Origin of the sequence: Pseudomonas sp. BP01, from assembly GCF_022760795.1 — a bacterium.
Lineage (GTDB): Bacteria > Pseudomonadota > Gammaproteobacteria > Pseudomonadales > Pseudomonadaceae > Aquipseudomonas > Aquipseudomonas putida_Q.
The window spans coordinates 82,459-97,560 of the sequence record NZ_JAFBKA010000003.1 but is presented as its reverse complement, the minus strand read 5'-3'; the positions used below and the strand labels follow the sequence as shown (position 1 = coordinate 97,560).

The following is a 15,102-nucleotide window of genomic DNA, read 5'->3' as shown; positions in this document are numbered from 1 at the left end:
CCTGAGAGGATCTGCAGTAATCATAGACACCCTCAGCCTTCGAAGGCCCTATCGCCGGCAAGCCAGCTCCCACAGGTGCACCACAGTTTCGAATTCTGTGATCACCTGTAGGAGTTGGCTTGCCGGCGATAGGGCCAGCGCAGGCTTATGCCGGTGCCGAAGTACGGATCAGGTGATCGAAGGCTGCCAGCGAAGCCTTGGCCCCTTCACCCACAGCAATCACGATCTGCTTGTACGGCACGGTAGTCACGTCACCGGCGGCAAACACACCCGGGATGCTGGTCTGGCCCTTGGCATCGACGATGATTTCGCCACGCGGCGACAGCTCGACGGTGCCCTTCAGCCAATCGGTGTTCGGCAGCAGGCCGATCTGCACGAAGATCCCTTCCAGCGCCACCTCGTGCTGCTGGTCGGTGGTGCGGTCCTTGTAACGCAGGCCGCTCACTTTCTCACCATTGCCCAGCACCTCGGTGGTCAGCGCGCTGGTGATCACTTTCACGTTCGGCAGGCTGTGCAGCTTGCGTTGCAACACCGCATCGGCACGCAGCTGGCTGTCGAATTCGATCAGCGTCACCTGGGCGACGATACCGGCCAGGTCGATCGCCGCTTCCACGCCTGAGTTACCGCCGCCAATCACCGCCACGCGCTTGCCTTTGAACAGCGGGCCGTCACAGTGCGGGCAGTAGGCCACGCCACGGCCGCGGTACTCCTGCTCGCCCGGCACATTCATTTCGCGCCAGCGGGCACCCGTGGCCAGGATCACGGTCTTGGCCTTGAGCGAGGCACCGCCGGCCAGTCGTACTTCATGCAGGCCGCCATCGGTGGCTGGAATCAGCGCTTCGCCGCGCTGCAGGTTCATGATGTCCACGTCGTATTGCTTGACGTGTTCTTCCAGTGCCGTGGCCAGCTTCGGCCCTTCGGTTTCCTGCACCGAGATGAAGTTTTCGATGGCCAGGGTATCAAGCACCTGGCCGCCGGAACGCTCGGCGGCGACACCGGTGCGGATGCCTTTACGTGCGGCGTAGATGGCCGCTGCAGCGCCGGCCGGGCCACCGCCGACCACCAGTACATCGAAAGCGTCCTTGGCGTTGATCTTCTCGGCCTGGCGAGCACCGGCACTGGTGTCGATCTTGCCGAGGATTTCTTCCAGGCCCATGCGGCCCTGGCCGAACACCTCGCCGTTCAGGTACACGCTTGGCACCGCCATGATCTTGCGCGATTCCACTTCATCCTGGAACAGCGCACCGTCGATGGCCACATGGCGCACATTAGGGTTGAGCACTGCCATCAGGTTCAGCGCCTGGACCACGTCCGGGCAGTTCTGGCACGACAGCGAGAAGTAGGTTTCGAAGGTGAACTCGCCTTCCAGCGCCTGGATCTGTTCGATCACTTCGGCACTGGCCTTGGACGGGTGGCCGCCGACTTGCAGCAGCGCCAGCACCAGCGAGGTGAATTCATGGCCCATGGGTATGCCGGCGAAGCGCAGGCTGATATCGCTACCCGGGCGGTTCAGCGAGAACGACGGACGACGGGCATCGGTACCGTCCGCGCTGAAGGTAATGAGGTTCGACAAACCGGCAATTTCCACCAGCAGGTCGTGCAATTCGCGGGACTTCGCGCCGTCGTCGAGGGAGGCTACGATCTCGATCGGCTGGGTGACCCGCTCCAGGTAGGTTTTCAGTTGCGATTTAAGCGTGGCGTCCAACATACGGGCGATTCCTTTTTTTCAAAACTCGGATACAAAAACGCCCAGGCGATGTCGCCCGGGCGTTTGACGGGGCGGTAACAACTTCAGCTTTGGCGGCTGAGTACCGCCCGCGACTGGCTCACAGTCTTAGATCTTGCCAACCAGGTCCAGGGACGGGGCGAGAGTCGCTTCGCCTTCTTTCCACTTGGCCGGGCACACTTCGCCCGGGTGGGCAGCCACGTACTGGGCAGCCTTCACTTTACGCAGTAGTTCGGCAGCATCGCGGCCTACACCACCGTCGTTCAGTTCGACGATCTTGATCTGCCCTTCCGGGTTGATCACGAAGGTACCGCGATCGGCCAGGCCGGCTTCTTCGATCAGCACGTCGAAGTTGCGCGAAATGACGTGGGTCGGGTCACCGATCAGCGGGTACTGGATCTTGCCGATGGTGTCCGAAGTGTCGTGCCAGGCTTTGTGGGTGAAGTGGGTGTCGGTGGACACGCCGTAGATTTCCACACCCAGCTTCTGGAACTCGGCGTAGTTGTCGGCAAGGTCACCCAGTTCAGTCGGGCAGACGAAGGTGAAGTCGGCCGGGTAGAAGAACACGACAGACCACTTGCCTTTCAGGTCGGCTTCGCTGACCTGGACGAACTCGCCTTTGTGGTAGGCGGTGGCGTTGAACGGTTTGACTTGGCTGTTGATGATTGGCATGAGAGACGCTCCTTCATGGGGTTGGAATCAGTTGATGGATAGAATCCTAACTAATCATCCCGCTGATGGCTCATTGGCAAAGCTCATGCTTGCGATTGGTTTTGGCTATAACCGGGGTTAATTAATAGAAGGGAATGGGCTGAGCAAAGGATTGCGCAGCATTCAGGAGCCTCATCGCCGGCCAGCCAGCTCCCACAGGTACAGCGCAGGCCCATGGACTTGCGCAATACCTGTAGGAGCTGGCTTGCCGGCGATGAGGCCAGTGGCGTCAGCGGGTGACTGTGCGCATGGTCACGAACTCTTCGGCGGCCGTCGGGTGCACGCCAATGGTTTCGTCGAACTGCTGCTTGGTCGCACCGGCCTTCAGGGCAATGCCCAGGCCCTGGATGATCTCGCCGGCGTCAGGGCCAACCATGTGGCACCCCAGCACCTTGTCGGTCTCGGCATCGACCACCAATTTCATCAGGGTCTTTTCCTGAATGTCGGTCAGGGTCAGCTTCATGGCGCGGAAGCGGCTTTCGAACACCTGCACCTGGTGCCCGGCCTCCAGCGCCTGCTCCTCGGTCAGGCCGACAGTACCGATAGGCGGCTGGCTGAACACCGCCGTCGGGATGTTCTGGTAGTCCACCGGGCGGTACTGCTCCGGCTTGAACAGGCGCCGTGCCACGGCCATGCCTTCGGCAAGGGCCACCGGGGTAAGCTGCACACGGCCGATCACATCGCCAATGGCCAGGATCGAAGGCGCAGTCGTCTGATACTGCTCATCGACACGAATGTAACCACGCGCATCCAGCTCGACACCGGTGTTTTCCAGGCCCAGGTTGTCCAGCATCGGGCGCCGCCCTGTGGCGTAGAACACACAGTCTGCAACCAGCTCGCGGCCGTCCTTGAGGGTGGCCTTGAGGCTGCCATCTTCAAGTTTGTCGATACGCTGGATATCGGCATTGAACTGCAGGTCGAGGCCGCGCTTTTCCAGTTCTTCCTTCAGGTGTGTGCGCACCGAGCCATCGAAGCCGCGCAGGAACAGGTCGCCACGGTACAGCAGCGTGGTGTCGGCCCCCAGGCCCTGGAAGATGCCCGCGAACTCGACGGCAATGTAGCCACCGCCCACCACCAGCACCCGACGTGGCAGGTCTTTGAGGTAGAAGGCTTCGTTGGAGGTGATCGCCAGTTCCTTGCCCGGGATGTCCGGGATCTGCGGCCAGCCACCGGTAGCGATGAGGATGTGCTCGGCGGTGTAGCGTTGGCCTTCCACTTCCACTTCATTGGCGCCGGTCAGGCGTGCGTGGCCTTGCAGCAGGGTGACGCCGCTGTTGACCAGCAGGTTGCGGTAGATGCCGTTGAGGCGCTCGATCTCGCGGTTCTTGTTGGCAATCAGGGTGCCCCAGTCGAAGTGCCCTTCTTCCAGGGACCAACCGTAACCTGCGGCCTGCTCCAGTTCATCCGCGACATGCGCGCCGTACACCAGCAGTTTTTTCGGCACGCAGCCGACGTTGACGCAGGTGCCACCCAGGTAGCGGCTTTCGGCCACTGCCACTTTTGCGCCGAAGCCCGCGGCAAAGCGCGCTGCGCGCACACCGCCGGACCCGGCACCAATCACGAACAGATCAAAATCGTAGGCCATGTATTCAGTCTCCTAGGCAGGCGCACAGCATAACGCCGTTGGCCACCGCAAACAAAAAAGCCACCCCGAAGGGTGGCTCTCGTACCAGCTGGGCTTATCAGTAAGCCTTGCCAGCCTTGTAGAAGTTCTCGAAGCAGAAGTTGGTCGCCTCGATGTAGCCTTCGGCACCACCGCAGTCGAAACGCTTGCCCTTGAACTTGTAGGCGATCACGTTACCTTCGGCCGCTTGCTTCATCAGCGCGTCGGTGATCTGGATCTCGCCACCCTTGCCCGGCTCGGTCTGCTCGATCTTCTCGAAGATATCCGGGGTCAGGATGTAGCGGCCGATAATGGCCAGGTTCGACGGGGCATCTTCAGGCTTGGGCTTCTCGACCATCGAGTCCACACGGAAGATACCGTCACGGATCTCCTCGCCGGCAATGACGCCATATTTGTTGGTTTCCTGCGGGTCGACTTCCTGGATCGCGACGATCGAGCAGCGGTATTGCTTGAACAACTTGACCATCTGCGCCAGCACACCGTCACCGTCCAGGTTGACGCACAGGTCGTCCGCCAGCACCACGGCAAACGGCTCGTCGCCAATCAGTGGGCGGCCGGTGAGAATCGCGTGGCCCAGGCCTTTCATTTCGGTCTGGCGGGTGTAGGAGAACGAGCACTCGTCGAGCAGGCGACGGATACCCACCAGGTATTTTTCCTTGTCGGTGCCCTTGATCTGGTTTTCCAGCTCGTAGCTGATGTCGAAGTGGTCTTCCAGGGCGCGCTTGCCGCGACCGGTCACGATGGAGATTTCGTTCAGACCGGCGTCCAATGCTTCTTCAACGCCATACTGGATCAGTGGCTTGTTGACCACCGGCAGCATTTCCTTGGGCATGGCTTTGGTAGCGGGCAGGAAGCGAGTGCCGTAGCCGGCCGCCGGGAACAAGCATTTTTTGATCATATACGTCCTTAACAAAGGCTAGGCCTGTGGAATTCGGCGCAGTCTAATCAGGCGGCACTTACCTTACAATGCCCCTGATAGCGACCGATGCCATCATAGAGATAACCCAGTGTAGATAGTTCCGGGGGATCGTAAATATTACCGTCATACATGACGGGCGGATGACAGCAAAATCAGGGTGCCTGTACCGGCCCTTTCGCGGGTAAACCCGCTCCCACAGGTAGCTCAACAGGCTTGAGCTCTGCACAGATCTGTGGGAGCGGGTTCACCCGCGAACAGGCCGGCACAGGCGCTGCATCAGCTACCGCTGCCCTGCCCGATCAGCACCCCATCTACCTTCTGACCATACAGGTTCACGCCGTCATTGGCATGGAACTTCACCCGTGTCTTCTCGATGGAGCCCTCCACCAACCGCGGGTCCTGCGGCCGTTCATGGCGGTTGACCCACGCGGCAACGTCCCAGGCCTGCTGATCGCTGAGGCTGCCCGGCTTGCCCAGCGGCATGTTGTACTTGATGAACGAGGCCGCCGTGTTGATGCGGTGCATACCAGCGCCCCAGTTGTAGGAGTCCTTGCCCCACAGCGGCGGCATCACGTACTCACCGGCCACCTTCTGCCCTTCGCCGTTGTCGCCATGGCAAATCGCGCATTGCTCGCGGTACACCTGCTGGCCCCGCTTGAAGTCATAGCCGCCCTCGGGCTGCGGCACCTCGGGGTAACCACGGCCGGCAATCTCCACGCCCGTTGGCGCCTTGGTCGACAGCCAGTACGCATAGGTCGCCAGTGCCGTCATCTGCGGGCTGTCGGCGGCAGGTGGCTTGCCATTCATGCTGAACTGGAAACACCCCTGGATACGCTCTGCATAGGTATTCACCTTGTCGTTCTTCTTGCGGTACGCGGGGTACATCGGGTAGGCGCCCCACATCGGCGCCGAATGCGCCAGGCGCCCCTGGTCGAGGTGGCAGTTACTGCAGTTCATGCCGTTGCCCACGGCCTCGGGCATCAGCCGGCGCGTATCGACAAACAGGGCATGGCCCTCGCGCACCATCTTGCCAAAGGCATTGGCGGGCAACTCGCTTTCAGCGGGCGGTACAAATTGCGGCGCGGCCTGCATGCCAGGCACCGTCAGTTGCGACTGGTCTTCCATGGCGATCGGGGCGGCCTGGGCACTGCTCATGGCCAGCAACAACAAGGCTGGAATCATCGGCTTCATGGCGCGACCTCCTGGGTGGCGGCGCGCGCGAAGAACTCGGCCACAGCCTTGATCTCGTCATCGGTCATGGCCTTGGCCACACCGACCATCAGCTGGTTGGGGTCATTGCTGCGGCTGCCGTCGCGCCAGGCATTGAGCTGCGCCACCAGGTAACTGGCAGGCTGGCCGGCCAAAGGCGGGAAGTGTTCGCCAACCCCACCGCCGCCAGGGCCATGGCACTGCACACAGCCCGGTATCTGCCGACTCCAGTCGCCGTAAAGGGCCATGCGGGTGGTAGGGTCATCGGCAATCTGCTGGCGCCACAGAGTGCCGGCAGGGTCGGCCGGCAGGCTGGCGAGGTAGGCACTCACCGCCTTGATTTCATCCTCGGTCAGAGCTTTGGCCAACGGTTCCATCACAGGTTGCTTGCGGCTACCGCTGCGCCAATCGTGCAACTGCTTGCTGAGGTAACCGGCCGGCAGCCCGGCCAGACGTGGAAAGCCGGCAGCGGCAATGCCCTTGCCGTCCGGGCCATGGCACCCGAGGCAAGCCATGGCGGCGGGGTTGGCCCCACCCTGGGTGAAGACTTTCTGGCCATCGACGGCATGCGCCGTGGGCCAGGCCAGGATCAGCAGGCTGCCGATCAGGACGCGTCTGAACGGTGTCATCACGAATCTCCTTTTCTTTTGTTATATGTTTAGGCTTAAAACATATAAGCAAAGACAGGAAGATCGGTTGCCTCAGATCAATGTCCGGAGATGCATTGGGTGGCCGCCGTGCGCACATCGCCCAGGCGCAGGGGGAAGTTGTTCAGCCGCTCACGCAGCTTGATGCTGCTGCCGCTGCCACGCTTGTCGATGTCCACCAACGCCGCCGGGCCTACCCCAGAGCTGATCTTCTGCGGCACGATCAGGCGCAGGCCGTCGCCACGCGGCTCTTCCACCAGCGGATCGCGCGTATCGGCCAGCTTCTGCTTGATGCAGTCGGCATATTCACGTGGAGTCTTGCCGGAAATCACATCCAGCGTTTCGTGCGATTGCTCCAGCTCCGAAACGCTGACACAACCGCCCAGCGCCACAGACAACACCGCCACCATCCACTTCATTTAGAGCACCTCAGCCTTCAAGAATCCTGTTCGACCGCAGCCAGGCAGTTTTGCTCCCTGCCTTGGCAGATTTATCGGGGCCTGGCCATCGAGCGCGCCAGTGTAACGACACATCGTGGTATCTTTTGCCTTTACAGATCCAAACCTTGCGGAGCATCACATGAAATTCGTACACCAGCGCGAGCACCTCAACGAGGACGACATCGTCGTTATCGAATGCTCCCAGCGCTGCAATATCCGCCTGATGAACGACGCCAATTTCCGCAGCTTCAAGAACGGCGGCCGTCACACCTACCATGGCGGCCAGTTCGTTGACTTCCCGGCCAAAATCACGGTACCCAGCACCGGTTTCTGGAACATCACCATCGACACCGTGACCACCCGCCCGATCTCGGTAACGCGCAAGCCCACCTTGAGCCACAAGATCAAGATCATCCGTCGCTCGTCGTCGAAACTCAGATAAGACTGCCATGACCCAGAACATCAAGTACGTCATCAAATACAAGCTCGACGGCCAGCGCCGCTGGGATTTCGCCGTCATGCCCGACGCGTCGCAGGAACAGGCACTCGATGCCCTGCGCAAGATCCACGGCGACGACGCCGACAAGATCAGCGACATTCAGGTGAGCAAGGCACTGTAAGGCTGCGCGCCAAGGAGAACTGCATGAGCAACTGGCCCGACCGTCGTATCCTCGATCTGCTGGGCATCGGGTTGCCCATTCTCCAGGCGCCCATGGCCGGTGCCAGCGGTTCGGCCATGGCCATCGCCGTGGCCAACGCAGGGGGGCTTGGCGCCCTGCCCTGCGCCATGCTCACAGGCGACCAAGTACGGGGCGAGATTGCAGCCTTTCGAAACGCTTGCCCGGGCCGCCCGCTGAACCTGAACTTCTTCTGCCACCAGCCGCCAGCGCCCGATGCCGAGCGCGATGCCGGCTGGAAGCAGGCCCTCAAGCCTTACTACAACGAAACGGGTGCTGATTTCACGGCCCCCACGCCAGTGTCCAACCGTGCGCCGTTCGACGAACAAAGCTGCCAGCTGATCGAGCAACTGCGCCCGGAGGTGGTGAGCTTTCACTTCGGCCTGCCCAAGGCTGACCTGCTGCAACGGGTGAAGGCCAGCGGTGCCAAGGTACTGTCCAGCGCCACTACGGTGGAAGAAGCCGTCTGGCTGGAACGCAATGGCTGTGACGCGATCATCGCCATGGGGTATGAAGCCGGCGGCCATCGGGGCATGTTCCTCAGCGACGACATTACCAGCCAGATCGGCACCTTTGCCCTGGTGCCGCAGGTGGCGGACGCGGTCAGCGTGCCGGTGATTGCCGCAGGCGGGATCGGTGACCACCGCGGCCTGGTGGCGGCACTGGCCTTGGGCGCTTCGGCAGTGCAGATCGGCACGGCATACCTGTTCTGCCCCGAGGCCAAGGTTTCGCCGGCGCACCGCCAGGCGCTGGATAACGCACCCGCCAGCGACACGGCGTTGACCAACCTGTTTACCGGCCGACCGGCGCGTGGCATCAACAACCGCATCATGCGCGAGCTGGGGCCGATGAGCGACCTGGCACCGCGCTTCCCGCTGGCGGGTGGGGCATTGATGCCTTTGCGGGCGATCACCGATCCGCAGGGAAACAGTGACTTCAGCAACCTGTGGTCGGGGCAGGCCCTGCGGCTGGGTAAGCACATGCCTGCGGGGGAGCTGACCCGGGAGATTGCCGAAAAGGCACTGGCCTTGGTTAATCGTTAGGCATTTTCATATACAGGTTCGGCCTCTTCGCAGCACAAGGCTGCTCCTACACAGGTTGCGGCACCTGTAGGAGCAGCCTTGTGCTGCGAAGGGGTCGGCCCCGCAAATGCATCACCCAGCCCCTTCCCGGCAAATGGCCTATCGCTATATAGTTCAGAACATAACGATAACCCCAAGGAGCTGTCTTCATGCGTATCCGCCCCTCCCACCTGGCCGCTACCGCCCTGGCCACCCTGTTCGCCTTCAACACTGCCTGGGCCGATGAGGTTCAGGTCGCGGTCGCAGCCAACTTCACAGCCCCCATCCAGGCCATTGCCAAAGACTTCGAAAAAGATACCGGCCACAAACTGGTCGCGGCCTACGGTGCCACTGGCCAGTTCTACGCACAGATCAAGAACGGCGCACCGTTCGAAGTGTTCCTCGCCGCTGACGACAGCACCCCGAAGAAGCTTGAAGAAGAAAAGGAAACCGTCCCCGGGTCGCGCTTCACCTACGCCACCGGCACCCTGGCCCTGTGGTCTGCGAAAGAAGGCTATGTAGATGCCAAGGGTGACGTACTGAAGAAGAACGACTACAAACACCTGTCCATCGCCAACCCGAAAGCGGCACCCTACGGCCTGGCCGCCACCCAGGTGCTGGACAAGCTGAAGCTCACCGAAGCCACCAAAGGCAAGATCGTCGAAGGCCAGAACATCACCCAGGCCTTCCAGTTCGTCTCCACCGGCAATGCCGAGCTGGGCTTCGTCGCCCTGTCGCAGATCTACAAGGACGGCAAGGTAACCAACGGCTCCGCCTGGATCGTGCCGTCCAACCTGCACGACCCAATCCGCCAGGACGCGGTGATCCTCAACAAAGGCAAGGACAATGCGGCCGCCAAGGCGCTGGTCGAATACCTCAAAGGCCCGAAAGCCGCAGCGGTGATCAAGTCCTATGGCTATGAACTCTGATGCCACTGGACGCCAGTGACCTGGGTGCTATCTGGCTGACCATCAAACTGGCCAGCCTGACCACCCTGATCCTGCTGGTTATCGGCACACCCATCGCCTGGTGGCTGGCGCGTACGCGCTCATGGCTGCGCGGGCCGGTGGGCGCAGTGGTGGCACTGCCGCTGGTACTGCCACCGACGGTGATCGGCTTTTACCTGCTGATCGCCCTCGGCCCGCACGGCTGGCTAGGTCAGGCTACCCAGGCGTTGGGCCTGGGCAGCGTGGTGTTCAGCTTCACGGGCCTGGTGATCGGTTCGACGGTGTATTCCATGCCGTTTGTGGTGCAACCGCTGCAGAATGCCTTTGGCGCCATCGGCCAGCGCCCGCTGGAAGTCGCCGCTACCCTGCGCGCCAGCCCATGGGACACGTTCGTACATGTGGTGCTGCCGCTGGCCCGCCCCGGCTTCCTCACTGCCAGCATCCTCGGCTTCGCCCATACCGTGGGTGAATTTGGCGTGGTGCTGATGATCGGTGGCAACATACCCGACAAGACCCGCGTGGTGTCGGTGCAAATCTTCGATCACGTCGAGGCCATGGAGTATACGCAGGCCCACTGGCTGGCCGGTGCCATGCTGGTGTTCTCTTTCCTGGTGCTGCTCGTGCTGTACGCCGGACGCCGCGGCAAAGCTGGCTGGAGCTGAAATGACCGCATCGATAGTGGCGCGCCTGAACCTGGCGCGCGACGACTTCACCCTGGACGTTGACCTGCACCTGCCCGGGCGCGGCATCAGCGCGCTGTTCGGCCACTCGGGCTCCGGCAAGACCAGCTGCCTTCGCTGCCTGGCCGGCCTGGAACGGGCCGCCAGTGCGTACATCGAGGTAAACGGCGAAGTCTGGGAAGACACCGCCCGCAGCTACTTCCAGGCCCCGCACCTGCGCCCGGTGGGCTACGTGTTCCAGGAGGCCAGCCTGTTCCCGCACCTGTCTGTGCGCGGCAACCTGGAATTCGGCTGGCGCCGGGTAGCGGCTGGCGAACGCAAGGTCAGCCTCGACCAGGCTTGCAAGCTGTTGGGTATCGGCCATTTGCTGCAACGCCGCCCGGCGACCTTGTCGGGTGGCGAGGCGCAGCGGGTGGGCATTGCCCGTGCTCTGCTCAGCAGCCCGCGCCTGCTGCTGATGGACGAGCCGCTGGCGGCGCTGGACGGGCCGCGCAAGCGCGAAATCCTACCCTACCTTGAGCGCCTGCACGACGAACTGGACATCCCGCTGGTGTATGTCAGCCACGCTCAGGATGAAGTGGCGCGGCTGGCCGACCACCTGGTGTTGCTTGAACAAGGTCAGGTGGTCGCCAGCGGCCCGATTGGCGAAACCCTGGCCCGCCTCGACCTGTCGCTGGCCCAGGGCGAGGATGCTGGCGTGGTATTCGAGGGCATGGTGGTTGGGCACGATCCGCACTACGACCTGCTCGACCTGCGCCTGCCCGGCGGCAGCGGGCCGTTGCTGCGCATTGCCCACCCTGCGCAGGTGATGGGCAGCACGCTGCGGGTCAAGGTGCAGGCCCGGGACGTAAGCCTGGCACTGGCGGCAGACAGCACGTCCAGCATCCTCAACCGCCTGCCGGTGCGAGTGCGCGAAAGCCGCCCGGCGGCCAACCCGGCGCATGTGCTGGTCAGCCTGGATGCCGGTGGCAATGCCCTGCTTGCGCGCATTACCCGCTTCTCGGCAGACCAGCTCGGCTTGCACCCAGGCCAGGTACTGTTCGCCCAGATCAAGTCGGTGGCCCTTTTGGGCTGAGCATCCTGCGCACAGGTGTTGTCCATTGATCAGTGACCCGATCGAGGCCAGCATCCCATGCTCGACTGCCCCCTGCCGCGCACCCTGCACTACGTTGACGACAGCCAGCCGGGCCTGACCCGGCGACGCTGGCGCGACCGTTTCATCTACCTGGATACAGACGGCCAGCGGGTACGCGACAGCGAAACCCTCGCGCGCATCGCCGCCCTGGTGATCCCCCCGGCCTATACCGATGTGTGGATCTGCACCGACCCGCAGGGCCACTTGCAGGCAACCGGCCGTGATGCCCGTGGCCGCAAGCAGTACCGCTACCACGCGCAGTGGCGCGAACTGCGCGACCAGCACAAGTACGGACGCATGCTGGCCTTCGCCCAAGCGCTGCCAAAGCTGCGTGGGCAGCTGGAAGCCCATCTGGCGCGCCCAGGGCTGGACCGGGAAAAGGTAATGGCGCTGGTGGTGAGCCTGCTGGACCACACCCTGATCCGCATCGGCAACCAGCGCTACCTGCGCGATAACCAGTCGTACGGCCTGACCACCCTGCGCAACCGCCACGTACAAGTCAAAGGCAGCACCATCCGCTTTCAGTTTCGCGGCAAGCGCGGCGTCGAACACAACGTCACCCTCAACGACCGGCGCCTGGCCAGCCTGCTCAAACGCTGCATGGAGCTGCCTGGGCAGGCGCTGTTTCAGTATCTGGATGAAGACGGCCAGCGCCATAGCGTCGGCTCGGGCGAGGTGAACCAGTTTCTGCAGCAGCTGACCGGCGCGGACTTTACCGCCAAGGATTACCGCACCTGGGCCGGCAGCAGTTTGGCGCTGGATTTGCTAAAGCCACTGGCCTGGGAGCCGGAGAGTGAAGCCAAACGCCAGGTCGCGGCGATAGTCCGCCAGGTAGCAACGCGCCTGGGCAACACGCCGGCCGTATGCAGGCGCTGCTATATCCACCCGGCGGTGCTGGAGCACTATGCGCTGGGGCGCCTCGCCAGCTTGCCAAAAAACCGTGTGCGCAAAGGCCTAGACCCGGAAGAAGTGGCCTTGTTGCTGTTTCTTCAGGCACTTGAGGAACAGGATGGCCATTAAGCCTGTCTATTTAGTCCATGATGCGAAGAAATTTCCCATTAGCCGCCAAGCCCCCTATTCTTGCCATCGAGCACCTTGGCCGACAAACCGTTGACGGTTTGCATCGGCCCCTGCAAGTGAAGACACGCAACAGAATTTGTCTGTCGGGGAATTCCTATCCGCCGAAAGCGTCTTTAATGAGAAGGAAGAGGGACAAGCTCCCGCCGCTGTGGCAAACAAGCCCTGCGGACTTTTACATCACCAAGGAGAACTACATGCTGATACTCACCCGTAAGGTTGGCGAAAGCATCGTCATCAACGATGACATCAAAGTCACCATTCTGGGCGTCAAAGGGATGCAGGTGAGGATCGGTATCGATGCACCGAAAGATGTCCAGGTCCATCGCGAAGAGATCTTCAAGCGTATCCAGGCCGGCAGCCCGGCCCCGGAAAAACACGAAGACTCACACTGAGCCTACCCCCCAGGGTACATGGATGCGCTCGATCGCCAGGCTCAGGTGCCCAGCAACTGACGCACCTTGGCAATCATCACGTCCATGTCGAAGGGCTTGTCGAATACTGCGGCGAACAGGGCCGGGCATCCTTGGCTGGCCTGCGCGCCGCTCATGAGAATGACCGGCAACTCGCACAATGCCGGGTCTTCACGCATTGCACGTACCAGCTCCTCACCGTTTAGCATCGGCATCATGTAATCGGTGATCACCAGCTGAAAGCGCTTCTCCTTCAGCACCTCCAGCGCCTTGCTGCCGTTGCTGGCCTTTTCTACCAGATAACCCTCGTCCTCCAATGCAAAACCGAGGATATCGGCGATCAGGTACTCGTCATCAACGATCAGGATGGTGTTCATTGGCTCATCCGTCACCCGCTCCCCTGGGGCACGGGGGTACCCGAGAGCACACCGCAGGCGCCTTCGAATGCCCTGCGCAAGGTAATGCCCTGCGGCTGTATCAGCAGCTCGTGCAAGGCTGGGTCGTGGTGGCTGTCACGTACCTTGAGAATCGACACCATGCGCCGTAGTTGCGAGTCCAGCTCGACAAAGCGCATCAGCATCAGGTTGTCGACGATACTCGACAGGTCCGGGGCCGGTGCGCTGATCTCGGCACCGAAGATGTCGCGCATTTCCCAGGTCAGCATCACGCTGACATCACGCGCGCGCAGCTCGCCCGCGATGGCGCGGAAAAACGCATTGAGCCGTGTCGGGTCGATGGCCAGGCGACTGAACGCACCCAGGCTGTCGATCAGCACGCGCTTGCTGCCCCGCGCCGCAACCAGCTCGAGCAGCCGCGCGCCGACCTGGTCCAGCAGGCCCTCGGTGGTCGGCTGCCAGCACAGCTGCAAGCTACCGCTCTGTTCCATCGCAGCAAAATCGTAACCCAACGACGCAGCCTTGCTGCGCAGGCGTTCGGGCGTTTCGTAGAAGCCGAAATGCAACCCCGGCGCCTGCGGGGTGCTGGCCGCCAGGAAGGCCAGGCCCAATGACGTCTTGCCAATACCCGAAGGCCCGATCAACAGGCTGACCGAACCCGTGGCCAGGCCACCTCCAAGCATCTCATCGAAGGTTGGCACCCCACTGCTGACACGCGCCAAGGTGCCGCTGCCCATCTGGCTGGGATGGCTGAACAATGCCTCCAGACGCGGGTAGACGTGCATGCCGGCCTCGTCGATGAGGCATTCGTGGCGCCCCGACAACGCCGCACTGCCGCGGGTCTTGCGCAACTGGATATGGCGCACGGCGCGGCTGCCCACCAGTTGCTCACCCAGCTCGATCACCCCATCGACCATGGTGTGCTCCGGGCTGCCCTCGTCCAGGCGCGCGCTGGTGAGCAGCAGCACGGTGCAGCCGGCAAAGGCCGCATGGCCCTGCAGCTCGGAGACAAACTTCTTGGTGTCCAGCGTGGTTTCGGCACGCACCCGGGCATTGAGCACACCGTCGACGATCAGCAGGCTGGCCTGCTGCCGGGCGATTTCCTGGCGCAGCAGCCGCACCACGGCATCCAGCCCTTCCTGCTCCAGGGTGTCGAAGGCACTGACAAACTGTATCTGATCGCCGACCAGGGTCGGGTCGAAAAAGTCCAGCGTGGCCAGGTACTGGAACAGCCGCTCATGCGACTCGCTCAGCAAAGTGGCCACCAGCACCCGGCCGCCCGTGCGCACGTGCCCGCAGGCCAGCTGATTGGCCAGGATGGTCTTGCCGGCACCCGGCGGGCCTTGAATGATGTAGGAGGCTCCGGCTACCAGCCCACCCCTGAGCAGCGCATCGAGCCCTTCGATACCTGTCGCCAACCGCCTGAGTGCCTGCGCCATGA

Annotated in this window: 17 protein-coding genes; 8 read left to right on the top strand and 9 right to left on the bottom strand. The window is 62.3% G+C overall.

Translation table 11 applies throughout. The features are described from left to right. Positions 1-145 precede the first annotated feature (145 nt). The 7 genes from ahpF to JOY50_RS04100 all read right to left on the bottom strand — a co-directional run bounded on the left by ahpF (position 146) and on the right by JOY50_RS04100 (position 7,255). Entirely contained in the window at positions 146-1,708 is a 1,563-nt protein-coding gene (gene ahpF / locus JOY50_RS04130; RefSeq protein ID WP_243054810.1) for an alkyl hydroperoxide reductase subunit F, read from the bottom strand. 126 nt (positions 1,709-1,834) lie between these two features. Further along, positions 1,835-2,398, bottom strand: a complete 564-nt coding sequence (gene ahpC, locus JOY50_RS04125; protein ID WP_004375926.1) for an alkyl hydroperoxide reductase subunit C — start codon at positions 2,396-2,398, stop codon at positions 1,835-1,837. A 268-nt stretch (positions 2,399-2,666) separates the two neighbouring features. Then, positions 2,667-4,022: a glutathione-disulfide reductase gene (gene gorA / locus JOY50_RS04120; protein WP_019470661.1), complete on the bottom strand. Its 1,356-nt coding sequence runs from the start codon at positions 4,020-4,022 to the stop codon at positions 2,667-2,669. A 97-nt stretch (positions 4,023-4,119) separates the two neighbouring features. After that, positions 4,120-4,959: a UTP--glucose-1-phosphate uridylyltransferase GalU gene (gene galU / locus JOY50_RS04115; RefSeq protein WP_016487927.1), complete on the bottom strand. Its 840-nt coding sequence runs from the start codon at positions 4,957-4,959 to the stop codon at positions 4,120-4,122. A gap of 297 nt (positions 4,960-5,256) precedes the next feature. Then, positions 5,257-6,171 carry a c-type cytochrome gene (locus tag JOY50_RS04110; RefSeq protein ID WP_132841598.1) on the bottom strand — a complete coding sequence of 305 codons (915 nt, stop codon included), beginning with the start codon at positions 6,169-6,171 and terminating at the stop codon, positions 5,257-5,259. Beyond that, positions 6,168-6,818: a cytochrome c gene (locus JOY50_RS04105; RefSeq protein WP_243054809.1), complete on the bottom strand. Its 651-nt coding sequence runs from the start codon at positions 6,816-6,818 to the stop codon at positions 6,168-6,170. The genes JOY50_RS04110 and JOY50_RS04105 overlap by 4 nt, the downstream gene beginning before the upstream one ends. A 77-nt stretch (positions 6,819-6,895) precedes the next feature. Further along, positions 6,896-7,255 carry a hypothetical protein gene (locus JOY50_RS04100; RefSeq protein WP_019470664.1) on the bottom strand — a complete coding sequence of 120 codons (360 nt, stop codon included), beginning with the start codon at positions 7,253-7,255 and terminating at the stop codon, positions 6,896-6,898. 160 nt (positions 7,256-7,415) lie between these two features. On the opposite strand from JOY50_RS04100, the gene JOY50_RS04095 reads away from it, so the two are divergent. The 8 genes from JOY50_RS04095 to csrA all read left to right on the top strand — a co-directional run bounded on the left by JOY50_RS04095 (position 7,416) and on the right by csrA (position 13,248). After that, a complete protein-coding gene (locus tag JOY50_RS04095) occupies positions 7,416-7,718 on the top strand; it encodes a DUF1883 domain-containing protein (protein ID WP_016487931.1) in 303 nt (100 codons plus the stop codon). A gap of 7 nt (positions 7,719-7,725) precedes the next feature. Beyond that, positions 7,726-7,896: a hypothetical protein gene (locus JOY50_RS04090; RefSeq protein WP_016498959.1), complete on the top strand. Its 171-nt coding sequence runs from the start codon at positions 7,726-7,728 to the stop codon at positions 7,894-7,896. Positions 7,897-7,919: 23 nt separating this feature from the next. Beyond that, on the top strand, positions 7,920-8,996 hold the full coding sequence (locus JOY50_RS04085) for a nitronate monooxygenase family protein (protein ID WP_243054808.1): 1,077 nt from the start codon (positions 7,920-7,922) through the stop codon (positions 8,994-8,996). Between the two features lie 188 nt (positions 8,997-9,184). Continuing rightward, entirely contained in the window at positions 9,185-9,943 is a 759-nt protein-coding gene (modA, locus tag JOY50_RS04080) for a molybdate ABC transporter substrate-binding protein (protein ID WP_132841605.1), read from the top strand. Next, entirely contained in the window at positions 9,943-10,623 is a 681-nt protein-coding gene (gene modB / locus JOY50_RS04075) for a molybdate ABC transporter permease subunit (protein WP_132841608.1), read from the top strand. The genes modA and modB overlap by 1 nt, the downstream gene beginning before the upstream one ends. A 1-nt stretch (position 10,624) precedes the next feature. Continuing rightward, entirely contained in the window at positions 10,625-11,716 is a 1,092-nt protein-coding gene (gene modC / locus JOY50_RS04070; RefSeq protein ID WP_019470668.1) for a molybdenum ABC transporter ATP-binding protein, read from the top strand. Positions 11,717-11,773: 57 nt separating this feature from the next. Next, complete coding sequence (locus tag JOY50_RS04065) at positions 11,774-12,796, top strand: DNA topoisomerase IB (RefSeq protein ID WP_019470669.1); 1,023 nt, start codon at positions 11,774-11,776, stop codon at positions 12,794-12,796. 254 nt (positions 12,797-13,050) lie between these two features. Then, positions 13,051-13,248 carry a carbon storage regulator CsrA gene (gene csrA / locus JOY50_RS04060; protein WP_012051904.1) on the top strand — a complete coding sequence of 66 codons (198 nt, stop codon included), beginning with the start codon at positions 13,051-13,053 and terminating at the stop codon, positions 13,246-13,248. A gap of 41 nt (positions 13,249-13,289) precedes the next feature. Here the strand turns inward: csrA and JOY50_RS04055 are convergent, their stop codons facing one another. After that, entirely contained in the window at positions 13,290-13,643 is a 354-nt protein-coding gene (locus JOY50_RS04055) for a response regulator (protein WP_132841611.1), read from the bottom strand. An 11-nt stretch (positions 13,644-13,654) separates the two neighbouring features. Further along, on the bottom strand, positions 13,655-15,100 hold the full coding sequence (locus JOY50_RS04050) for an ATPase domain-containing protein (RefSeq protein WP_132841613.1): 1,446 nt from the start codon (positions 15,098-15,100) through the stop codon (positions 13,655-13,657). Positions 15,101-15,102: the final 2 nt, after the last annotated feature.